Source organism: Flavobacterium panici (genome assembly GCF_903819335.1).
Taxonomy (GTDB): Bacteria; Bacteroidota; Bacteroidia; order Flavobacteriales; family Flavobacteriaceae; genus Flavobacterium; species Flavobacterium panici.
Map to the genome: position 1 here is coordinate 22,381 of NZ_CAIJDE010000040.1, position 22,642 is coordinate 45,022.

Genomic DNA, 22,642 nt, shown 5'->3' on the forward strand with positions numbered 1-22,642 from the left:
TTGTTTTTTGAACATACATTTTAAGAAATCTAAATTACAAATAAAAAGTGAATGGGACTGAGAAAGTAAATTTGAGATTAATCTATATTTTGAGTATACCGATGTTTTGTTTGATGATGTTTTTATCAGAAACGGAACTGGCAAGCTGCAAAGCTTTTTCGAAATGTTCGAGTGCTTTTTTATTGTCAATATCTGTATATAAGTTCCCTAATAAAGAGTAATAAAAATGATTATCGGTTAATTGTAATTTCTCTGCTTCAATAATGGCAGTTTGTTTTCCGTTTGTTTTGGCTAAAGCAAATGTGCGGTTGAGCGCTGCAATTGGCGAATATTCGAGAATTAATAATTGGTTATAAAGCTGTAATATGTTTTCCCATTTTTGGGCAGAATCTTCTTTTTGAGTATGCCAATACGCGATTCCGGCTTCAAGATGGTATTTCGTAAGTGTATTTCCGGTTGATGCTTTACCGAGAAAATAAGTGCCTTTTTCTATAAGTTCCTGATTCCAGAGTGTTTCATCCTGATTTTGATATAAAACCGTTTCTCCATCGCTGTTTGTTCTGGCATCAAATCTTGAAGAATGAAAACACATTAAGGAAAGCAATGCGTTTACTGGCGGCAGGTTTGTTGAAGGATTTTCGATTAATAAAAAAGTCAATCGCATGGCTTCGGCACAAACGTCTTTTCTTAAAATTGTATTTTGAGAAGTCGAATAATAGCCTTCTGAAAATAACAAATACAGGGTTGTTAAGACATTTTCGAGTCTATTGTTTATTTCAGAATTGCTGGGCTGCTCAATTTTTACATTGGCTTCTTTCAGTTTTTCTTTGGCGCGGTTAATTCTTTTGTAAATGACTTCTTTATTCGTTAAAAAACCGTCTGCAATCTCCTGAATTCCAAATCCGCATAATATGTTGAGTGCCAATGCAATTTGTGCTTCGGCAGAATTTATGGGATCGCAAACTGTAAAAATCATGGCTAACTGACTGTCGAAAATGTTTTTATTGGATAAATCAATTTCAATTTCTTCAGACTTATTAGCATTGTGTTTTACTTCGACGGCAATTTTTTGTTCGAAGAGTGTATCACGTTTTAAGTAATTTTTTGTTTTGTTTTTTGCAACGGTATAAAGCCACGCTGTTGGGTTTTCGGGAATTCCTTTTACGCTCCATAATTCTGTTGCGGCGAGAAAAGTATCGCTGGTAATATCTTCGGCGATTTCGATGTTTTCAATTCCGAATAAATAACAGAGTACCGAAACTATTTTTCGGTACTCTGTTCTAAATAAATTGGGTAAAAGCTGACTTTCTTCCATTTTATAAAATTCCTTTTTAAAAGAATAAGAAGTTTTTTTAAAGATAATTATGCTCCGGTAACGGCCATTCTAATTTCTACATTTCCGCCCAATTCTAAAATCGGACATCCGTTTGCAATGCTTACGGCTTCATCATAATCTGCCGCTTTTATCATAATCAAACCGCCAATTGCTTCTTTAATTTCTGCATACGGTCCGTTGATTACACTTTTGTTCGATTTTACAATTTTACCTTCGCCATCCCAGCGTTGTAAAGGTTTTGCAAGCTTATCCTGAGCCGCAATTCCGCCCAGCCAATCCTGCCAAAGTTTAAGTGAATCCTGCAATTCCTGCGGAGAAGGCTGCGTTTCTTTAGTGATATAATCTCTTCTAAATATTAATACAAATTCGTTCATGATATTATTTTTTTAATGTCAATATTTTTATGCGATAATTATTTTGATTAACCGAATTGTCCAACTTTGTAAGTTCCCGGCTCGTTAGGAAATGCAAGGTTAATACGGTTCCAAGTGTTAATGTTTGTAATTGCCAAGGTTAAATCAATTAATTCCTGTTCGTTAAATTCGCTTGCTGCTTCTTTATAAACTGAATCTGGTACATCACATTTTGTTACAGCTTCGGCCCAGGCAAAAGCAGCTCTTTCACGATTTGTGTAATATGAGGTTTCTCTCCATGCACTTAATCCGTATAAACGTTGTTCTGTTTCTCCTTTATGGCGTGCATCTTTATAATGCATATCTAAGCAATAAGCGCAGCTGTTGATTTGTGAAACCCTAAATAAAACTAATTCTAAAAGAGCTGATTCTAAAGTTGATTTTTTTAAATAGCCGCCAATTCCGTAAAGTGTTTTTAAAGCGTCTTGTCCTTTTTCGTGAATGTTAATTCTTGTTTCCATTTTGTATAAAGTTTTAATGTTATACTCTAATAACAATCGAACTTTCGGAATTGGACAAAATATTTTATTTTTTTTGAAATAAATTTGAAAATAATTAAAAACCCTTGTGTTTACAGGACTTTACGGATACTTTTTTTAATGAAAAATTATAAATGAGATTCTTCTATAGCCGAAATTGTGATGTCATCTTCATTTAAAGACTTTAAAAAATCTGCTGCGTCAAAAATTTCTCCAACAACAGTAACACCAGTTTTTGCTGTTTTACCAAATAGTATTCTGTTTATCGTTTCTACGACTAAAGGTGAAGTTACCGCATAAATATCTTGTCCTTGTGCCACAATTTTTCTTTTGATATTATCTTTTACAGCAACCACTTCTACAGAAAACTGCTGGGATGATCTGTTCTTTTCGTCAATGGCTTCTGGTTCCGGAGTATCTTTATTTCTAAGATCATCTAAAGAATTTTGACTTAAATAAGTATTGATTGTGTTTACATTTAAATGACGTGAAATGGTAATAATTTCAGAGAGAGGAAGACTCACAACTTGTTTAATTCTAATTGGGTTTTGGAAATCCCAGTCGATTGGAACACTTGGTTCCAGTTCTTGTAATTGATTGTTTTTTAGTGTTAATCTGGTGTAATGATTTCTATCGCCTGTTAATCTGGTTCCTTTTGTTGGATACCAGGAATCGAGACCAATATAAATGTTTATTTCATCAATTTTGTCCCAATCTTGCGTTACTGCCGTACTCAATAAATCTCCTAAACCGCCATAAAATGCAACGGCAGGAATTATTAAAATTTTACCTTTGGCTTTTTCAGCATAATTTTCAAATACATCTAAAACAGCTTTTTGCTCGGCACTTAAATCAATATAATGAATACCTAATCTTAAAGCAGATTCAATAATAGGTTCGGCAGTATCTAAAAACGGACCTGCACAGTTTATAATAATTTCAGATCCAGAAAAAGCATTGTCTAAACTTACTGCATCACTAATATCTGCGGCTTTTATTGTCGAATTTGGGTATTGTTTTTTTAATTGCTGCAGCTTGTCTTCATCTCTTCCGGAAAGAATTAATTGATATCCTTTTCTGGAAAGTTCAGCAACAATAAATTTTCCCGTGTGTCCGTAAGCGCCATAAATTGCAATGCTATTTTTCATGTTTCAGAGTTTTTAGTTTTTTATAGTACTTGATAAGTTACTCCAAATCTGAAGATTTTTGAATAAGCTTCGTTTGTACCGCCAACATATCCGTCCAGATAATTTCTTAATCCGAAAGAGTAGAAGTTTTTTTGGTTAAAGTTAACGAAGCTAATGTAGGTAAAATAGTATTGTATTTTGAAGCCGTATTTTGTTTTTATTTTAAATTTTCATCTAATTTTTGTTCTTTTTCGCTTTTAGTATTTAACCGTTTAACAATCCACGGAAGCGTAAGTCCCTGCCCGATAAGCGTAAAAAGTACGACCGCAACAGAAATAAAAATAATCGTATTTCTTTCGGGAAAAGGAGTGCCGTCTTCAAGGAATTTTGGAAGTCCAATCGCAATAGCAAGAGATACAATGCCGCGCATTCCGGACCAGCCTAAAATAATACTGTTGTTAAAGTCTAAAAGGGCATCTTCACTAACTTTTCTTTTTCCGCCGCGGTTTTTTTGAAATGCTTTTTGAAGATTAATTTTTTGGAGAAATACTCTAACCATCCTAATTAGCAAAGCTACAATTGTAATGATAAAAGCATAACCAATGTAAGGCAGAATCATGTAGTTATCAATATCTTTTAATAGATACCTGAAATTAAGACCAATTAAAATAAAGATTAATCCGTTTAAAAGAAAAATGATAATGTCCCAAAGGCTTCGGGAACTGTTTTTTAAATTTTCGGGGAATATTTTTTTGCTGAAACGGGCAATTGCCAATCCGGAAACTACTACTGCAATTACGCCTGAAACATGAAATTGTTCGGCTACCAAGTAGGCTACAAACGGCATTAACAGCATAAAGCTAATCGTGACATTGGTATTTTTATGTACTTTACTTAATATAAAAGCAAGGATTTTTGCAATCACCATTCCTACCAGAAAACCACCTCCTAATAAAAAAATAAACTGCAGTGTTGCTTTCCAGATTACAAAAGCAGATCCCATTACGGCGGCAACAGCAAAACGATAGGCAACAAGTGCCGAAGCATCATTTATTAAACTTTCGCCTTCAAGAATTGTAATTGTTTTATGAGATATTCCGAGTCCTTTGGTAATGCTTACAGCAGCAACAGCGTCGGTTGCAGAAAGGATTGCTCCGAGTACAAATGCCAGCGGCCATGTTATATTTGGGATCATATAATGAGCTACTACGGCAATCCAAAATGTGGTAAGAAAAACTAAAGTTATCGCCAGCGTGCTTATAGTGTTGAGATTGGTTTTGAAATCCTTTGGAGAAATATTAAACGAGGCATCATATAATAATGGCGGCAGAAATATCAAAAAGATAATTTCGGGATTAATCTGGATTTCGGTCATGGTTGGAATAAAACCAATGGCGATCCCAACAATTACAAGAAGAATAGGGTACGGAAGTTTTGCTTTATCAGCAAAGGCAGATAAACCGATTACGATGGCAAGTATAAATATAATGATACTGTAATTTTCCATTTTTTGGATTTAGAAAAATGCTAATGTACTTAATTCAGTATTTAATTAAAAATTATTCTGGTTGGAGAAAGACAAAAGTTCTTTTGAAAACTAATGCCCTAGCCCCGATAGAAGCGGCATCCTTTTGTGCTCTCGTTTCTTTAACGAGAGCATAAAAGATATAGTGGATAGCGGGAATAAGCTCCTTAATTATGACATATTTATAGGCTTATGCCATGGTTGTCAGTCTTGAAAAATGTCATGTTGTCAGATGATTATTGTCGTGCCAATATTAAAACTGACAATTTACTTTGGTTTTTTATCTTGGCACAAAGATTGACTTATGCCACGTGAGTTATGAAAATTAAATCAAAATTAAATATATAAAAAATGGGTAAAATAATCGGAATTGACTTAGGTACGACGAACTCTTGTGTTTCTGTAATGGAAGGTAACGAAGCAGTTGTTATCCCTAATGCAGAAGGAAAAAGAACGACTCCATCTATCATCGCTTTTGTTGAAGGTGGCGAAATTAAAGTAGGGGATCCTGCAAAAAGACAAGCAGTAACGAATCCTACAAAAACGATTGCTTCTATTAAACGTTTTATGGGACATACTTTTGCTGAAACTCAAGATGAGGCAAAAAGAGTTCCTTACAGTGTTGTAAAAGGTGACAACAATACTCCACGTGTGGATATTGACGGTCGTTTATACACTGCTCAGGAGTTGTCTGCAATGACACTTCAAAAAATGAAAAAAACTGCTGAAGACTATTTAGGTCAAACTGTAACTGAAGCAGTTATTACTGTTCCTGCTTACTTTAACGATGCACAACGTCAAGCTACTAAAGAAGCTGGTGAAATTGCTGGTCTTAAAGTTATGCGTATCATCAACGAGCCAACTGCTGCTGCACTTGCTTACGGATTAGATAAAAAAGGAACTGATCAAAAAATTGCTGTTTACGATTTAGGTGGAGGTACTTTTGATATTTCTGTTCTTGAATTAGGAGACGGTGTATTTGAAGTATTATCTACAAATGGTGATACTCACTTAGGTGGTGATGATTTTGACCAGGTTATTATTGACTGGTTAGCTGACGAATTCAAATCTGAAGAAGGTATTGATTTACGTTTAGATCCAATGTCATTACAACGTTTAAAAGAAGCTGCTGAGAAAGCTAAGATTGAATTATCATCTTCTGCTGAAACAGAAATCAACTTACCTTACGTAACTGCTACTGCTTCCGGACCAAAACACTTAGTGAAAAAATTATCCAGAGCTAAATTTGAGCAATTATCTGATACTTTAGTAAAACGTTCTATGGAGCCAGTTGCTAAAGCATTAAAAGATGCAGGTTTATCTACATCTGATATCGACGAGGTAATCCTTGTAGGAGGTTCTACTCGTATGCCAAGAATCGCAGACGAAGTGGAGAAATTCTTCGGTAAAAAAGCATCTAAAGGTGTTAACCCTGATGAGGTTGTTGCTATTGGAGCTGCTATTCAAGGTGGAGTTTTATCTGGAGATGTAAAAGATGTATTGTTACTTGACGTAACACCTCTTTCTTTAGGTATCGAAACTATGGGTGGTGTATTGACTAAATTAATCGAATCTAACACAACTATTCCAACTAAAAAATCTCAAGTATTCTCTACTGCTGCTGATTCTCAACCATCTGTTGAAATCCACGTATTACAAGGAGAAAGAGCTATGGCTGCTGATAACAAAACTATTGGTCGTTTCCACTTAGATGGTATCCCACCAGCACCAAGAGGAGTTCCTCAAATCGAAGTAACTTTCGATATCGATGCTAATGGTATTATCAAAGTATCTGCAACTGATAAAGGAACTGGAAAATCTCACGATATCCGTATCGAAGCTTCTTCTGGATTAACAGCTGAAGAAATCGAAAAAATGAAAAAAGATGCTGAAGCTAACGCTGATGCTGACAGAATTGCAAAAGAAAGAGCTGAGAAATTGAACGAAGCTGATAGTACTATTTTCCAAACTGAAAGTCAATTGAAAGAATTGGGAGATAAATTAACAGACGATCAAAAAACAGCTATCGAATTTGCTTTAACTGAATTAAGATTTGCTCACCAATCTCAAGATCTTGAGGCAATCCAAAAAGGATTAGACAATGTAAATGCAGCTTGGAAAACAGCTACAGAAGCAATGTACGCTCAAGGTGGTGAACAAGGTCAACAAGCTGCTCCACAACAAGAGCAATCTGGAGACAATGTTGAAGACGTTGAATTCGAAGAAGTCAAATAAGTACTGATTAACATCAGTTAATAATAAGTGTTAAAGCGCTGTAAACATAATGTTTACAGCGCTTTTTCTTTTGGGGTCTTTTTTAATGGTGTTGTTTTTTAATCGTTTTTTATCATATATTTGTACCATATTTGTACCTGTCACTTAAGAGGAGACAAAGTGGGACTTATGTACCCTTATGGTACCTTAATGAGGAGACAAAGACGATGAAAAGAACGAATAAACAATGTCTTAACTGCGGGGAGGAATTTCTTCCTAAAACCGTGACTTCTGTTTACTGCTCACATGTATGCAGCAAAAAAGCATACAAACAGAAGATGAAACGGCTTAAAATTGAAGAGGAACTCAAAGCCCTTACGGATAAAATACCCGAGAACAGGGCATTTATTTCTGTTCCTGAAGCTGGCATGCTTTTTGGCATTGCCAATAAGTCCCTTTACCGGCTTGTCTACCAGGGAAAAATTCCTTCAATTAATCTGGGAACGCGCCTTATAAGAATAGACCGCAGAGTTATGGAAGAGATGTTCAGCCCTTCACGCAGCCTGCCGCAGGCTGAAACCGCGCCGAAGAAAAAATTATACAGCCTTGAAAAAGAAGACTGTTATTCCATTGGTGAAATAGCTCAGAGGTTTCAAATATCTGAAGGTTCTGTCTACAGCCATATCAGGAAATATTCAATCCCGACCAGACAGATTGGAAAGCATGTATATGCTCCAAAGAGCGAAATTGATAACTTGTATAACGGAAATGATTTTATATGAAACAATTAGCAAAAACCAAGGTGACTGTTCGTCTTCGAAAGGCAGAAGACCGAAAAGAATGGTATGTTTACATAGAAAGCTATCCTGTTGAGGTTTACGGAAAGAAAACTCCCCAAAGAATCCGTGAATATTTAAACAGAGCCGTAACAACGGTGGAGTGGGACAAGAAAAGAACTGCCCGCACAGATGCAGACGGAACTAAATCCTACAAACCCAGACGCAGCGATAACGGGGTAATAATGTGCAGAAGCGAAAGCGACCGTGAAATAATGCTGTATGCGGACGGAGTGCGCAAAATCCGGCAGAAGGAATACGATAATACAGATCTGTACAGTGATGCTGATAACCTATTGGCGGAGCAGAAAGAGAAAGGAAAAGAGGATTTTATTAGATATCTAGCTGCTGTGGCGGCTAAAAGACACGCACGAGGTTCAAAATCCATTCAGATCAATTGGGAGCGGACCAGAGAATTTTTAAAAAGCTATTCCAAAGGCAGCCTGATGTTTTCCGAGGTTGACAGCACAATGGCGGAAGATTTTAAACTGTTTCTGCTGGGTGCCCCGCTCGGAGGAGGCAAAAAAGGAATACTTTCCCACAACACTGCGGCAAGGTATTTTTCCATTTTTAAAGCGGCTTTAAAACAGGCCTTTATCGACGGATATCTAACAGTTGATTTATCTTCAAAAATAAAAGGCATTCCGGATCAGGAGTCAAGACGTGAATATCTGACCATTAAAGAATTGAATGCATTGGCTGAAACACCCTGTGAAAAAGACGTCCTTAAAAGTGCCGCACTTTTCTCAGCCCTTACAGGTCTGAGGCACTCCGATATTCAGAAACTTCGCTGGAAAGAGATAAGTCTGGAAGATGGTATGGCTAAACTGCATTTCACACAGAAAAAGACAAAAGGTGTGGAATATATGCCTATTTCCCAGCAGGCCTTCCAGCTATGCGATGAACCGCGGCTTCCTGGGCAGCTTGTTTTTGAGGATCTGCCGGACCCCTCGTGGATTTCACGCCCTCTGAAAAAATGGGTTGAATCTGCGGGCATTAAAAAAAATATTACCTTCCACTGCTTCCGCCATACATTTGCAACACTGCAGCTGTCAAGCGGAACAGACATTTATACGGTCAGTAAAATGCTCGGGCATACCAACGTAAAAACTACTCAAATCTATGCCAAAGTAATAGATGAGAAGAAAAACAGAGCTTCGCAGGCAATACAATTGGAATCTTTAAAGAAAACAGCGAAATGAAAATAAAGTACTTCGAATATATAGCAGTTTACCTGTCTGTATTTTTAGTCTGTGTCTTTGTCGGCATAATCGGAAGACTGGTACTGCTGGAAAAAGGTGCTGATGAATATACAGCAGGCGTTTTCTTTTGGATCAGCACTGGATTTGGAGTTTTAATGTTTGCAATTCTAAGTTTATTTCTAAACGAATTGGCTGAGAGATTACTGAATCGTTTTTTGAAGGCAGAAGAAAATGAACCGCCTGAAAGACGCATTCCAAATGAAGACCAAGATGAGCAGCAGGATGTTTTAATTAAGCACCGATTATCTGAAAATATAGAGTCAGCCAGAGATATTGAACGGATAAGGGAGGAAAGGCAAAATGCAGTCAAAAGTCAGAAACAAGCCAAAATTGATACTGCCATCCGTTATGCACAGCACGAGTTCGCGCTGTATGCGTCGGATGAAGATTTAAAGCAATTGAGTAAAAATATAACTATATATGCTGAAGAAATAAATCTAGAAAATATCAAACCGGTAAAAGTAAAAGATCTGTCTAATCTCGATCTGTATCATTTTGGCTGGAATCTCTGGAATTATTTTAAAGTCAGCAGACAGGATAGAGTTGCACAATTTCTAAAGTTAACTTTTGCCTACGCTTTAAAAGATGTTGAAGAGAACAGCATTAAAACGCATATGAAAGATGATGAACAGAAAGGCATTATAAAGATAATAGAAGATTTTACTAATTTTTAAATGCAAATAGCTATAAAATACTGTGTTTTTCAAGTGTTTTTGTTGTGAAACGGGACACAGCAAAAACATTTTTTTCATTTGTACCATAACAATTAAAAACGATAGCTATGGACATAAATGATATCTCTTTTGAAAATCTGCCCAGAGCAGTAGCGCAGTTAATGAAGGAAATTGCCGAGATTAAAATTATGATTCAGAATGTGCAGGTATATGAATCTAAAGACAAAAGTATTCCTATCGGCATTGAAGAGGCAAGCAGGCTGATCGGGAAAGCAAAGCCTACAATTTACGCACTTGTAAGGCAAAGAAAAATTCCGTGCTATAAATATGGTAAAAAGCTGTATTTTTTTGAAGAGGAACTTTTAGAATGGATTTCAAAAGGGAAAAAGAAAACAACACAAGAAATAGAATCGGATGCAATGAAATATATCCATAATAAATAGATGGATGATAGCCAGCAAGAAGAAAAGGAATCAGAACTAGCGCGACGCATCGTGATTATAAATCCTGAAGAATGTTTTTTATGATTTTTTAGCGTATTCAATGCAGAATCTTTTTCTCTGCAGCGGAATCAAAGTTTAATCAATTTTTTTCTTCTTAAATAAATCTAATAAATTTTCAATTTTTTCAAGTAGTTCATTAAAAGGAATAATTAGAACATCTTTATTGCTCCATCTAAACAATTCAAATGAAGAACCTTGTCCTTTCTTTTTATATTTTGAGGTATCGCCAGCAATAACGACGCAAATTGAGTTAAGGGATTCAGCTTCGTTACCTACTATTGTGTGATAATTTTTAAGCAACGTGTTTTTTTGGTCTAGAACTTGGATTATTGCACCTGTTAATTGATTGCTAACGGGATACAAGTCATTGCGATATTCAGTTGCAGCAACTAAAGTGGTTAAATGTGTTTTAATTTCGATAAAGGCGATGTTATTATTTATTTTGTTTCTGTACAGAAAATCTACGATTTTATCTTTGCTTCCTGTAATGTTATGCCCTCCAACATTTACTTTTTCACCTAGAAATACGGCAGGAAATGAAAAAATCTGACTAAAAATCCATGTATGTTTTTTAAAAAACTGATGCCATTTTTCTTCAAGTGTAGCTGTATCTGTTGTCTGCTTCAAATTTTCTTTGTATTCATTAACTATGTCCTCAATATAAACAATATCAAATTCTGTTTTTGCAGCAATTAAAGTTTCATGCGGTAAACCTGAATTAATTAACATATCTGTTAATTCTTCTGTCTCTTCTTTTGAAAACTTTATATTAGTGTAACGATCAATAAATGATTGAAGCGTACCGCTTACATAATTTGACTTAGTTGGCGGATCTATTTCTGAAGGAAGTAGTTTATGTAAAATAGATTGATAAAGATTCTGGCTTTCATTTTTTTTGTTTTCCACGAAACCTCCTGTCCTTTTTTCTATTGCATTGAAATCTTTTACATTAAGAATCAATTTAGTTTTCTCAATTTTGGTCTCTTGATTTGAAGTAATTAATATTTCATTGATAGTCGGAAATTTTTCTTGAAAAAAATAGAAAAAATTAGAAACGCCCTTAGGACTTGTGAAACCAAAACCTTTTGCTTCGTTAACTGAAATCCCGGATTTAATTATAGTTTTTGATTCAATACTTATGCAAACTATTGATTTATATTTATGTTCTATTTTTCCATCATTTTCGTAAAAGGGATAATATTTGATAGTTCCGTTTGACAAAATTTCTTTTGCAAGAAATTTTGTTTTATTGCCATTAATTTCTACTATGAAAGTGCTTTTAGTCGCTAACTTTTTATTCTCTATTAGTTTTATTCCTTTCATGTTTTTTAATTTATTTTGGGTTGTTACCTTAAAACAGCAAATAATGAAATATACTTTTTACAAAGTAAATCTCTTATTTAGAAAGTATTTTACGTAAATCCGTACTTTTTAAAATTTTACTCTGACTTTCAAAAGTATAAAATTGCTGCTATAATCTCTTAAGTACATATACCTATTTATCGGATAATACTTTTTTATTGCTCTTTTTTTATTTATTGGAAAGGAGGATTGGCTCTTAACAATATAAAAGCAATGGTTGAAGACTTTACTTTGGTTTTACAAAAACTTGCGAATTTGTATAGGTGATAACCAGAGATTGATACCTACTTTTGCCAATTACGATCTTGCTTGTTATGATGAGAGCCAGCAGGCTTTTGTGACTGATTCGGGACTCTATATAATACGTTTCGCCGCTTCGGCAGACGATATCCGGCAGAATGTTAGCTCAGAGCGTGAAATGTCATGATGCATTAAAAATGAAATAAGTAAATTTTATTTCAAAAGCTACTTGTAATTTTAAAGGGCCTACCAAATTTTTGGATAGGCCTTTTTTAAAGCATACCGATTATTTTGACTTAGTATCTTAAATGATTTGTCAATTCCGAAAATACGACTTAATTTCGTTGCATAGCCGATCTATTACTAGAGGAAAGGGCACTATAATAATATGACCGAAACACGAAAATATTTTGAAAAATTAGTTTCAAACTTTGATGCACTTTGCAAGATTCAAAATGATGAAATTATTAGATTCGTTCAGTTAAAGAATCAACTATTTGCTCTTTTAATTGAAATTAGTAATTATAAACTATTGGAGATTGAAATGCCGAAATTATGTCTCGACATTGCAGAGAGTGAAGATTGTAAAGACTTAGTGGAAGAGCAAAGAATACTTGCTGTAAATCTTGCTGACCAGCTTTGCTCTCTTTTAATTGGTAAAATTTGGTATGGTGGCGAAATCCTGTATCACTTGAATAGACTTACTATTTCCGCGTATCATCTGCCTAAACAAATACAAGAAGAGATAAATCGATTGGATGGTGAAAAAGTTGATGGTTTGCAATTTCGCATTAGATTAAGAAATATTGAAGATCCTTCTGATACGATAAAAAATTTGATTGAGAAAAATAATGAAAACATTAATTCCACCGAAGGTAAGTGCAAAAAAATAGAACATACAGTCTATTTAGATTTGAAAGAGCAATTAGATAAAAAAGTTTCATTCTACCGCAGTTATATAATTGAACATTATCCCTTGGCAGCTAACTATTTTAGCTTTAGTGGAAAATGCATCAAAGCCTATCTTTGCGATGAGAGGAAAGAACTGGTAGTTTGTCGCATTCAGTCGTATGAAGATCCAACTGATACTTCAGTTCATTTATATGAACAAATTTTAGACTTTATTCCAAGACCTCCATACAATTGCGAAAAAATTGATAAACAAATTAGCTCGTGGAGCTGGTTTGGGATCAACAAAAGCGACTGGAAAATTTCTGATCAAAATTTCTCAAAGGAGTTCATACATAGAGAATTATTAACAATTTATTTGGCGCATGCTGGAGAAAACGAATTGGTTGAGTTCGTTAAATTTTTCATTAAAAATAGAAATTTACAAGTAAAGTTTAATGTTGAGGAAAATACATTTTTGAGCATTGAAGGAGATTCCACGTATAACTATTTAAAAATTTTCAACAAGAAAGAAATTAATGAGACAGATCTTGAATCAACTTTGGAAAAATTAAACAATTATTCGTCTAAGTATAATAAGCAAGTCATGTTTACCTCTAAACCTGATAATATTGTTATAGAGTATTTCGAAAAAAATCATGTGAAGGTAAGGTATATCAAAGATTTAACAGATTTATATTTTGAAAATGACCATAGCGAATTAATACATCTTTTTATTAAATCAAGACTTAATCTGATTTCATTTGGCGTACCAAATGAAATAAATGAAGGGAAATTACTTATTAACGAACTACGTAACTGTCCTAGAGGAAAGGCAGGATGGCCAAACTATGAAAAAATTGGTGCAGAAGTTTTCAAATTTCTTTTTGCAGATTCCTTTGCTCCCTATATTGCAGAAACGCAAGCTTCTAATTCAGCTGACACTTTAAGAAGAGATTTAGTAGTTCATAACAGTTTTCAATCAACTTCAACATTTTGGAGCCGCATTAATGTGGATTTCAAAGCTAAACTTTTGATAGTTGAATTTAAGAACTATAAAGATGAATTTGACTACGATACGATGCATTCAACAACAAAATATCTAAGTGGAAAGACAGGGAATTTTATTCTAATATTTTCAAGATTAGGCGGTAAACAGTCTATTCAAGACCAGCAAAAAGAGCAGTTAAGAGAAGGAAAGCTGATTATAACCTTCAATGATATAGAGCTTATTGAAATGATAGAAGAAAAAATCAATGGTAGAAATCCTCTTTATCGATTAGACCTAAAATATTTTTCACTTCTAAAAAAATAACTGTGCATATGAGCGAAAAATTGAAATGTACGCAAATATAAAATGAAATGTGCATTTTAGGTTTTTTAAATTTAATGAGTAGTAGTGCTTTAGGGTATTTTTGAGTCAATCCATTGGGCGACCCATGAGGCAACCCATTAGTTCAATTTGATTGATTAAACTCCGATACGGTGCTTGTATTAAAGGGCAGGGGCCTGTTTTTATAATTAAATGTACATCTCATTTTGGAGAGGCTTTACAAAAAAAAATGTAAAATGCTTTAATCAAGTAGTGTACAGTAAAATTGTAATTTTTTGAAATGTACTTTTCATTTTTTCGATTATAAAATCTTACTCAAAATAAATCTATGCAAAAGTAAATTCAAAAAAATGCGTAAATGACCAACTAGGATTGTGGTTGAATTTGTCGGAATCCAGCAGACTGTAAATGTCAATTCCATTTTTGGTTGCAAAATCCTGCATTTGGTTGATCTGTACAGTATATTTATTTATAAACTGCTGGTGAGCGGTGTTACCGTTGAATATTTCTTCATATTGCTTCTGCAGGCCTGCAAATTCGTATTCCTTTGTAAAATTAAGTATTTTAATCTTTATTTCCTGGGCTTTTTCGTCTCTTCGAAGAAAATGAAATATCTGAAATTCGAGAAGATAGCACGACAGCATGTTTTCCCTGAATTCAATAGCATCATATGATTCTGCTATTTTTTCCAGTTGGATGCAGTCGAAAAGCAGCTGCTTTTGGGTTTTCTCATCAAGGACTGCACTGATATCAAAAAATCTCACATTCCAATTTGACAGGTAATGTGTGTGGATTGCTTTCTCATAATTCCATTTAATCCTGAAGATTATCAGATTGGCGATCCCGATCTGGTACTCATATTTATTTGCAGCGTCAACAAGCTCGTCGATCTGGTTTAAGAACCTATTCTCCATTTCGAGCCATTCAAGATAAGTTTTGGTCTGCAAAGGATTCGTGACCCGTCCAATAAAATAGCAGAAATTGGAAGTTAAATCATTCAGAAGAACAGTGGATTCCGCTGAGACGACTTTGCTGTAAGCTATGATTCGAAGTTCATTGTTGGTCTCATTTTCCAGGATATTCTCAACTGTGCCACAGAATATCTTGAAAGCATTTGAAATATCTGATCGGGCATTGCACAAAATGCTATAGGCTTTTTCTATCTGAAAGTACGTACCGGTCTTTCCGCTTTCACTTAACTTCTGCATTTCTTTGTCGAAATCCTGTTTTGAGATAATCCCCAGAAGGTGTTTTCCATTCAATAAAGTAAATGCGAGAGCAGCCTGCATGTTGCTGTCAAAGCTTTCAGAATGCAGCTCTGCTATTTTTAACAGATCTATCGCCTTGTAAAGGTTCCCACGCTGATAGTACGCAATTCCGCAAAAGAGATTGAATCTTGGCGTAGCGTCCTGGCGGGGATGCGTCTTTTGTTCAATTTCAATAATGTAATTGAATTGATGCTTATTGATAAGATATGCCCCATACTGGTCAAGGTATTCTATATTGTCAGCTGCGTTGTAAACGGCATTATTGTGATCAATTAGTATGCCCTGTGAAATGTTTTCCTCTGAAGGTGTTTTCAGGTACTGGTTTACCTGGCGCAGCAAAATTCCGTTTGCGAGAGTCTGCTCATAAATGGCGTGTAGAGCCAGTTCATCGAGTTTTTTTGAAAACCGCAGTGCATGTTTTTCTTTTTTGCTCCATTCGGGTTCTTTCTGATGAAGGGCAGCTAGAAAAATTCTTACGTCTTCGTAGTAAAAAGACTTCGTAGACTTGTGAAAGAAGACATAAAAGGCAGGCATTGCGTTATTGAGCAGATAATTGACATTTGAAGAATCGATCTGAAGGGTAAAACTGCCATCCTTATTTGTCTTTACAGATTCGCTGGCTTTAAGCTGGACGGCAAGCCTGTAATTTGTAAAAACCCACTTACCGGGAGCGACTTCTTTCTTAAGCTCAATATGAAAATCAATTCCTTTGTCCCTTTGGGTTTCAGAGCGAATTTCAAATTTGTCGGTTCCAAAAAGAGGCCTAAAAAAGTTATTGGAAATCGTTTCCAGATTTTCGTTAGGATTCACCTTTGGTAGATTCGAATCTTCAAAATTGTACTGTTTCATAACTTGCCAAATTCTATTGTAAAAATAAGCATTTAGTGATAACTGTGGTTTTTGCAGGCTATTAATGTACGAAGTGCCATACGCAGAAGATCTGTTATTATCAAAAAAACAATCAGTCGTGATTTTTAATGAAAATTATTTTTAAAAATAGTATTTATTTTCGTCTAGTAATTTCAATACTTCCGCCATCTTGTATGGTTTTGATTTATGGCTGTAAAATATTTCATGAATATCATTTTTAAGTTTGTTCAAGTAATAGGGGTCGAGGTTCTGAGCCTCCAGCTTCTGGGAGTCTATAGCATTTAGCAGTACCAGGGCTTTTGTGCATGCTGATTCGTCATTTGCTTTGCATATGCTTATTATGGTGTCAAAACAGATCCTCGCCGGGGTGTAATGGTCTCCGAAAATTTGCTCCAGATTTTTCGTCGAGACACACAGATACAAAGTTTTGACCAACATTTCCAATGCCTCTGCGCGAGTGAACCTTAACCATTCCTGCGTTCGGAAATCAAATTCGCCCTTGACGTCATTTTGGATCTGGCTTTTTATAATGCTGTAAAAATTTTCAAAAGCCTGCGGATGATCCAAGATGATCAGATTTCTGACTATTTCCTTTTCCGAAAATACATCTTCAGCAATTAAGGTCGAGTAATTATGGGTCAAAAATTCCAGCACGATTTGCTCTCTGCCTGATTTAATTAGCAATGAAGAGATGCGATCAAAGAGAAAACGCACAGGTTCACGGTTATTTTCCAATTTGTAATTCAAAAATTCTTGTAAGGATTCTAAATCTTCGGCAAAAAAGTTCTCTATCAGCTCGCCGGTGTAATGGTAATTGCCATTATTTAAAAATTCATAGACTTTTGATTTCAGGTCAAGTCCCAGTTCCTTTATGCTGATGTTGTTCTCTCGGCAATATTTAAGATGGTTACAGAAATTCTCTGCTGAGAGCTTAGCATTCTGAAGATTACAAGAAATTCGGCGCTTTATTTTTTCAGCAGGAACAACTCCGTCCAGATAGTCAGTTTTTATTTTTTCTTCATGCGAATTGAACCACAGCATATCCAGCAGCAGCTCCTGATCCAAATCGAAATGAAAATACTTTTGAAATTTGTAAATGGATTCAAAGAGATGATAATCCTCGTCGTAGTAGAAGTGATACTTATCATCTGAGGAGATCATTTTTGAATAAAAGCCTTTTGCGGCCGGGGTCATCTCTTGGCACCATTTTTTGATGAACTGCTTCTGCTCCTGTGAGATTTTAAGTCTGGTGGCTTCTTTTTCCTTGGGAAGACCGTGCAGGACATCAAGCATAATAACGCGTCGTGAATTGAAGACCTCTTTTTGCACATCTGATACATTTAGTTTTCTTCCTTCTGAATAATTATTGCTAAGAATCTTATAAAATAAACGTTTTGCGTTTTCGGTCACTTTTTTCTGCAGTTCAAAATCTCCATAGTATCTGTGATAAAACTTGTCGATATCCTTAAAATTTAAATCTTCTTTGCCAATGTAATGATACAATTCCAGAATCTGATCTGCAATCTGCTTGTGGTCAAAGAGCACGTCAAAGTTTTTCTGTTCTCTATTTGCGTAATAATTATTTCTTTCCTCAAGCTGCTGCTGGCTGAATTTATCCGCAAAAATGAATTCGGTCTTTGATTCTATGAAAGTTTCAAGCTCTTTGCTCATGGTGAAATCGCGGTGGCTGAGCACGTTTCGGAACTGGTTCAGGAACTCTTGGTCAAGACTCCCGTCATTGTACTTTTTAAGAATTTTATCAAAATCATCTTTGGTTGCAATCTCCGCTAAAAAATGCTTACTGTCAGAGTTGCCGTGGATCGACTCGAGTACAATTTGAAAAACCTGGTCTTCTATTTCACATGATCTGACTATTTCCAAAAGCAGTTCTGCATCATAATAATTTGCTGGATCTTTTATTACCACATTTGTAATTATCTTGGTCAGCTGACGGTTATATTTCTTGTTGGAAGCAAAATATTCTTTTGCATACGATAGAAACTCCTTTACCAAACTGTCCCTGAACTGGTAGTTTTTCTGCCTCTCAACGGCGAAGCTGTATATTTTAAGCAAAACTGCGCCATCAGTTATCTTTGTAAACAAGGCAAAAATCCGTTCTTTGGTTGAACTCATCGAATTGTATCTGGAAACTGAATTCCACTTTTTGCTGCCGATGGTTTTTTCCAGGATTTCCAAAAAATAATCGATGTTGTCAATAGTGGATCCAACCGGCACAAAGGAAATTATGGAACTAATAATTTCTCTCTGATCTTGATCCCTAAGTAGTGCGATGATTTGGTTGAAAAACGCTGTATCTTGAGTCAGCCCCATGCTGTAGCAGAGCGTCATTGCATCTTGTATCAGATGCACATAATGCTCATCTGAAAAATCTGCAAGCTGAATAATTTCAATTGCCAGTGATTTTACCTGTTCTGAATATTGGTACGGAATATTCATATTGGATAGGATTTTCAAAGCGGACATCCTTGCTCTTCTGTGGTTGGAGATTATTCCTGCCTGAGATAGCAGATAGTCGATATTCAAATTGCATTGGCCGAAAGATGCAATTCCCCCAGGGTCATTAATCCACAGGTAATCATCTATGCAGTCCTTTTTAAAGAGCCTGCTTAAGAGCTTAAATTTTATTTGATCGTCTATTCTGTCCGAATCTGCATTAAATAGCAGCTCGTAATCGTTGTCCACCAGCCAATCCACCAGGGCATTATATATCTTTTGATCTTCAATAAAGTTCAGTAAAAATGTGACCACATTATGCCATGTAGGGTGGACCTTGTCAGTCTGGGAGTCTATACGGATCAGGCCTATTATCTGATCGAAACTCAACTCGGACAAGACCCTGGCAACGAAATACTCCTGAATGTTTTTAAGCACAAAACTCCAGTTGTCGGCAAGGTTCTCTTCCAGGAACGGGTTTTTTGCAAGATTTTCTTCATCTACCTGCGCGGCCTTTTTTATTTCTGAAGCTGCAAGAAACGGCTTCTGCATGGCTTCAAAAGTGAACGCGATTTTTTTTGTATAGACTAGAACCTGGTCTTTGTCAAATGAAGGGTCGTTGCTGAATTTATTGGCTTTATCATCCTTGAGCCTGGAATCAACATATTCACCGATCAAGAGGGCCTTGTTGGTCAAGATCACATTATGCTTTAGATAGTGGTTGCCTATCAGCTCAAGATAAAATGGATTTTCCAGAATTTCCTTGTTTTTATAAATGTCAAAATTTCTGTTATTTTGGGCATTCAATCCAAATTTGGATTCAAGAAAATGCAGGCCAGTCCATAGATTTATTTCATTTAAGTAGTAAACCCCCAAATCGCTGATGTTCTTAATGTATTTTTTGTAAATGTTTGTCCGGCAGCTGATCACCAGCCTTATATTTTTATTTTCAAACAAAGACCTGTAGTCATTGATGAAAGTTCTGAGTTTGCTGCTGAAGTCGATAATATTCTCTATTTCGTCAACTCCGTCAAAAATGATGATCTGCCTTGATATCAATTTAAAGTTTTCGGGAATAAAATCTTCGATTGAAGAAGACATAGTGAAATTTTTTATAGATTTAAAAAAAGGAATAATATACAATTCATCCTTTTTGCTCCATAATTCAGCGGCCAGCTGCTTTAGTTCCGAGGTCTTTCCAAAACCCGGATTTCCAAGCAGTATGACCCCAGCGTCGTTCAGGTAGATTTCAGATAGTATTGTTTTTTGGGCTGTTGTTGGAAGATAATATTCATACTCCCTGTTTTGCTGGGCCCTAACGCTTCTTTTAATATGAAAAGGATCTTCCTCAATTTTGCCGATATAATTAGTTTTGTCTCTTTCATCTATAATTATTTTATGTAGATTACGATCTGAGAAAATAAACTTATCGAATTGATTTAATATTTCCTGCCTTTGATTTTTATTTAAGACAGGTGCATCCTGCCGGTAAACTTTTTTATAAATCTCCGGATACAAGGAAAAATATATTTCGACATCGGTTTCCGGACTTAGGACAGCAACTTTGAAGTGTCCATTAGCCAAAGCCTCCATAAAGGGCTTATTTCTGGTGTCTTCAAAAATATTGGTAAAATCCTTTCTTGGGGAAATTAGTAGAAATAAATCTATATTTTTATGGGTGGAGGCAAGCTGGGGAATTTTTATGAAAGCATCCGTATAATTCAGTTCAGTCGTGTAGTCCTTGCATTCGCTGTAGATCAGTTTGCTGAAGTATTTATCATCTACAATTTCAATCAGTCCATCGTATCCATCCTGTGAACCGGAAAGCTGTATTCGTCTTCTCACAACGTCATATGCCAGTTCTTTGAAAATTTTTTCAAGGAACTCAAGAGCCTGTATTTCGAAATCACCTCCTTTTTTTGCCATTAGGGTAAATTTTGTATGAAATACAAATATACTATAAGAAATGACCGAATTAATGTCCTTAAGAAATCCAATTGTATATTGAGTTTATGTTTACTTTTTTACGTTGAAAGTGTAAGGAGATGTTTTTTTTCGAATGTAAAATTTCATAAATCTAACTTTTTTTATTGCCGTGCAGGAAAGTATTACGAATTTTTAGAGCATATATGGATGTTCCAGTAAATAAGTTATTAAAGATTTGGCATGTACTTTGAATGGCGCTTTTTTTATGGTATTTACGGTTCCTTGAGTACTTCTTTTCTTAGATCAAATTTTTCATAACGGCCATCATTCCACTCATATTTTACTCTACTATCGGTCATCAGATCAATTATTTCAATGATTAATTTTATTGCAGGTATAAGATTGTATTTAGGGTCATACTGGCGGTCTTCTTTTCCGATTTTAAGATGAGCTAGATTCTCATTTCTTCTAGACTGTTTCATATCCCGTATCAATCTGCTGAACTGTTTTATTTTCTCTTCAATCTGGGTTTTATTTGGATGTGCTGCTGTTAATTCATTAATCGCTTTTTTGAGTGAGTGTACGCCTTTGGTATCATCATCAAATTTACAGATGCGCACCACCAAGTCATTTTCGATGGCTTTCAGGGCAAGCCACCGGTCCACAAATTCAGAACGTGATATATCTTGGAAGTCACTAAATAGGGAAATTCTATTATAGGCCAGCTGAAAACGAAGCAGCATTAAAGATTCGCCTTGCAAAGCATCAATATGATGCGATAAGGTAGTTCTTTTCATAAATTGTCAAATTTTGAAGATTAAAAAAGGATAGTGGAAAAATTTCAGTTTTCACTAGATGTTTATTATTTGCAGTTTAAAAATCAAATATTTTATAGGGCATTTCAGTTACTTAAATGTAATTTTAAAGCTATTGTTAAGGTGTCCAATTTCAGTCTTGATGTCTATCCAGTCATTAAAATATTCCAGTCTGCTTACAAGAACCCCAAAATCGATAAGGCAAGTATCACTTTTTGAGAACTCTATTGATTTGCGTTTAAATGAAAGATTAATGCTTTTTAAAATGACATCTTCAGAAAATCCACGCTTTTTAAATTCTTTTACAGGTTCAAGGGTGTCTACAATTGCCAGAAGATAAAAAAGAGGAAAATCATTTAATTTTATTTTTTCAAAATTAATGAATTCAGTCAGATCATACTTTTGCACTATTTCTGGTTTTTGAATCCAGATATTATGAATTGAGATGGCATCTGCTGCCATTCTGTACTGGTTTTCAAGTTTTATTCCCCAGAATAGCCCACCTTCCTGAGCCCGGTGTTTAGCACGTCGTATTTTGACCAGACGGTCATATAGAAGCAGCCCCCCCAGAAGTCCGTGGTCAACAACGCCGAACTGCTTTTTCCTAAAAAGGAAATATTTTCCCCTGACCTGCATAAGTTTTCTGCAGCGTTTAAATTTTGCAGCAAAGAGATTATGTGTAATATCAAAATGAGCAATGAGATCCGGCAGAGTATGGATTTCTGTAAGCTGTTGCTTATCTTCCATCTGGTAGGCGTTATCATGGAATAATGCTGTCAGGAACCAAATGAAAGGGAAGGTCTGGTAGCCAGGGTCATTTGTGCCGGGTTTGATTCTGGACCTTAAAGAAGTGTTCTCATGAAAAATTATTCCCATCATAAAAACGGAGCAAATATGTTCAGGTAGCCTCAAGGTGCTGGGATTTATTCTGCTGTTTTCAAAAATCTCTACTTTCTGTCCCTGAGTAAAGTAGTTACGGATAAAATCCGTGTATGAGATACTGTCCACAAAAGGCTTTTGTGCGGCAAAGCGGTTATCAATACCATGATAGTAATGCCACTGTTCAATTTTTAAATCTTCAATATGCTGGTAAATGGTTTTCATAGTCTAAAATAAA

The 22,642-nt window shown here is 35.4% G+C and carries 16 protein-coding genes; 6 read left to right on the forward strand and 10 right to left on the reverse strand.

Annotation, left to right across the window (positions count from 1 at the left end):
- Nucleotides 1-82 precede the first annotated feature (82 nt).
- The 5 genes from FLAPXU55_RS10385 to FLAPXU55_RS10405 all read right to left on the reverse strand — a co-directional run bounded on the left by FLAPXU55_RS10385 (nt 83) and on the right by FLAPXU55_RS10405 (nt 4,862).
- On the reverse strand, nt 83-1,315 hold the full coding sequence (locus FLAPXU55_RS10385; RefSeq protein WP_180857588.1) for an RNA polymerase sigma factor: 1,233 nt from the start codon (nt 1,313-1,315) through the stop codon (nt 83-85).
- Nucleotides 1,316-1,362: 47 nt separating this feature from the next.
- Complete coding sequence (locus FLAPXU55_RS10390; RefSeq protein ID WP_180857589.1) at nt 1,363-1,710, reverse strand: YciI family protein; 348 nt, start codon at nt 1,708-1,710, stop codon at nt 1,363-1,365.
- 47 nt (nt 1,711-1,757) lie between these two features.
- Entirely contained in the window at nt 1,758-2,210 is a 453-nt protein-coding gene (locus FLAPXU55_RS10395; RefSeq protein WP_180857590.1) for a carboxymuconolactone decarboxylase family protein, read from the reverse strand.
- 146 nt (nt 2,211-2,356) lie between these two features.
- Nucleotides 2,357-3,376 carry a saccharopine dehydrogenase family protein gene (locus FLAPXU55_RS10400; RefSeq protein WP_180857591.1) on the reverse strand — a complete coding sequence of 340 codons (1,020 nt, stop codon included), beginning with the start codon at nt 3,374-3,376 and terminating at the stop codon, nt 2,357-2,359.
- Between the two features lie 196 nt (nt 3,377-3,572).
- The gene (locus FLAPXU55_RS10405; protein ID WP_180857592.1) at nt 3,573-4,862 is read right to left on the reverse strand and encodes a Na+/H+ antiporter; all 1,290 of its coding nucleotides are present in this window, start codon (nt 4,860-4,862) and stop codon (nt 3,573-3,575) included.
- 369 nt (nt 4,863-5,231) lie between these two features.
- Between FLAPXU55_RS10405 and dnaK the strand changes: the two genes are divergently transcribed.
- The 5 genes from dnaK to FLAPXU55_RS10430 all read left to right on the forward strand — a co-directional run bounded on the left by dnaK (nt 5,232) and on the right by FLAPXU55_RS10430 (nt 10,309).
- Nucleotides 5,232-7,115 (forward strand): molecular chaperone DnaK, encoded by a 1,884-nt coding sequence (gene dnaK, locus FLAPXU55_RS10410; RefSeq protein ID WP_053473507.1) that lies wholly within the window; start codon nt 5,232-5,234, stop codon nt 7,113-7,115.
- Nucleotides 7,116-7,321: 206 nt separating this feature from the next.
- Nucleotides 7,322-7,876 (forward strand): helix-turn-helix domain-containing protein, encoded by a 555-nt coding sequence (locus FLAPXU55_RS10415; RefSeq protein WP_180857593.1) that lies wholly within the window; start codon nt 7,322-7,324, stop codon nt 7,874-7,876.
- Nucleotides 7,873-9,132 (forward strand): site-specific integrase, encoded by a 1,260-nt coding sequence (locus tag FLAPXU55_RS10420; RefSeq protein ID WP_180857594.1) that lies wholly within the window; start codon nt 7,873-7,875, stop codon nt 9,130-9,132. Before FLAPXU55_RS10415 ends, FLAPXU55_RS10420 begins: the two co-directional genes overlap by 4 nt.
- Nucleotides 9,129-9,866, forward strand: a complete 738-nt coding sequence (locus FLAPXU55_RS10425; RefSeq protein WP_180857595.1) for a hypothetical protein — start codon at nt 9,129-9,131, stop codon at nt 9,864-9,866. Before FLAPXU55_RS10420 ends, FLAPXU55_RS10425 begins: the two co-directional genes overlap by 4 nt.
- Before the next feature lie 107 nt (nt 9,867-9,973).
- Complete coding sequence (locus tag FLAPXU55_RS10430; RefSeq protein ID WP_180857596.1) at nt 9,974-10,309, forward strand: helix-turn-helix domain-containing protein; 336 nt, start codon at nt 9,974-9,976, stop codon at nt 10,307-10,309.
- Between the two features lie 135 nt (nt 10,310-10,444).
- Here FLAPXU55_RS10430 and FLAPXU55_RS10435 read toward each other — a convergent pair whose 3' ends face one another.
- Complete coding sequence (locus tag FLAPXU55_RS10435) at nt 10,445-11,692, reverse strand: Shedu immune nuclease family protein (RefSeq protein ID WP_180857597.1); 1,248 nt, start codon at nt 11,690-11,692, stop codon at nt 10,445-10,447.
- Between the two features lie 667 nt (nt 11,693-12,359).
- Between FLAPXU55_RS10435 and FLAPXU55_RS10440 the strand changes: the two genes are divergently transcribed.
- Nucleotides 12,360-14,174: a hypothetical protein gene (locus tag FLAPXU55_RS10440; RefSeq protein ID WP_180857598.1), complete on the forward strand. Its 1,815-nt coding sequence runs from the start codon at nt 12,360-12,362 to the stop codon at nt 14,172-14,174.
- A gap of 344 nt (nt 14,175-14,518) precedes the next feature.
- Here the strand turns inward: FLAPXU55_RS10440 and FLAPXU55_RS10445 are convergent, their stop codons facing one another.
- The 4 genes from FLAPXU55_RS10445 to FLAPXU55_RS10460 form a co-directional block, all read right to left on the reverse strand.
- Nucleotides 14,519-16,309, reverse strand: coding sequence for a DUF4365 domain-containing protein (locus tag FLAPXU55_RS10445; protein WP_180857599.1), 1,791 nt, complete (start codon nt 16,307-16,309; stop codon nt 14,519-14,521).
- A 141-nt stretch (nt 16,310-16,450) separates the two neighbouring features.
- The gene (locus FLAPXU55_RS10450) at nt 16,451-20,710 is read right to left on the reverse strand and encodes an NACHT domain-containing protein (RefSeq protein WP_180857600.1); all 4,260 of its coding nucleotides are present in this window, start codon (nt 20,708-20,710) and stop codon (nt 16,451-16,453) included.
- Nucleotides 20,711-20,982: 272 nt separating this feature from the next.
- Complete coding sequence (locus FLAPXU55_RS10455; RefSeq protein WP_180857601.1) at nt 20,983-21,507, reverse strand: hypothetical protein; 525 nt, start codon at nt 21,505-21,507, stop codon at nt 20,983-20,985.
- 108 nt (nt 21,508-21,615) lie between these two features.
- Nucleotides 21,616-22,629, reverse strand: a complete 1,014-nt coding sequence (locus tag FLAPXU55_RS10460; protein ID WP_180857602.1) for a hypothetical protein — start codon at nt 22,627-22,629, stop codon at nt 21,616-21,618.
- Nucleotides 22,630-22,642 lie beyond the last annotated feature (13 nt).

What these genes read in the sequence shown, in the direction of transcription:
- FLAPXU55_RS10385 (WP_180857588.1), bottom strand. Translation starts at nt 1,315, where the DNA reads ATGGAAGAAAGTCAGCTTTTACCCAATTTATTTAGAACAGAGTACCGA.
- FLAPXU55_RS10390 (WP_180857589.1), bottom strand. Translation starts at nt 1,710, where the DNA reads ATGAACGAATTTGTATTAATATTTAGAAGAGATTATATCACTAAAGAA.
- FLAPXU55_RS10395 (WP_180857590.1), bottom strand. Translation starts at nt 2,210, where the DNA reads ATGGAAACAAGAATTAACATTCACGAAAAAGGACAAGACGCTTTAAAA.
- FLAPXU55_RS10400 (WP_180857591.1), bottom strand. Translation starts at nt 3,376, where the DNA reads ATGAAAAATAGCATTGCAATTTATGGCGCTTACGGACACACGGGAAAA.
- FLAPXU55_RS10405 (WP_180857592.1), bottom strand. Translation starts at nt 4,862, where the DNA reads ATGGAAAATTACAGTATCATTATATTTATACTTGCCATCGTAATCGGT.
- dnaK (WP_053473507.1), top strand. Translation starts at nt 5,232, where the DNA reads ATGGGTAAAATAATCGGAATTGACTTAGGTACGACGAACTCTTGTGTT.
- FLAPXU55_RS10415 (WP_180857593.1), top strand. Translation starts at nt 7,322, where the DNA reads ATGAAAAGAACGAATAAACAATGTCTTAACTGCGGGGAGGAATTTCTT.
- FLAPXU55_RS10420 (WP_180857594.1), top strand. Translation starts at nt 7,873, where the DNA reads ATGAAACAATTAGCAAAAACCAAGGTGACTGTTCGTCTTCGAAAGGCA.
- FLAPXU55_RS10425 (WP_180857595.1), top strand. Translation starts at nt 9,129, where the DNA reads ATGAAAATAAAGTACTTCGAATATATAGCAGTTTACCTGTCTGTATTT.
- FLAPXU55_RS10430 (WP_180857596.1), top strand. Translation starts at nt 9,974, where the DNA reads ATGGACATAAATGATATCTCTTTTGAAAATCTGCCCAGAGCAGTAGCG.
- FLAPXU55_RS10435 (WP_180857597.1), bottom strand. Translation starts at nt 11,692, where the DNA reads ATGAAAGGAATAAAACTAATAGAGAATAAAAAGTTAGCGACTAAAAGC.
- FLAPXU55_RS10440 (WP_180857598.1), top strand. Translation starts at nt 12,360, where the DNA reads ATGACCGAAACACGAAAATATTTTGAAAAATTAGTTTCAAACTTTGAT.
- FLAPXU55_RS10445 (WP_180857599.1), bottom strand. Translation starts at nt 16,309, where the DNA reads ATGAAACAGTACAATTTTGAAGATTCGAATCTACCAAAGGTGAATCCT.
- FLAPXU55_RS10450 (WP_180857600.1), bottom strand. Translation starts at nt 20,710, where the DNA reads ATGGCAAAAAAAGGAGGTGATTTCGAAATACAGGCTCTTGAGTTCCTT.
- FLAPXU55_RS10455 (WP_180857601.1), bottom strand. Translation starts at nt 21,507, where the DNA reads ATGAAAAGAACTACCTTATCGCATCATATTGATGCTTTGCAAGGCGAA.
- FLAPXU55_RS10460 (WP_180857602.1), bottom strand. Translation starts at nt 22,629, where the DNA reads ATGAAAACCATTTACCAGCATATTGAAGATTTAAAAATTGAACAGTGG.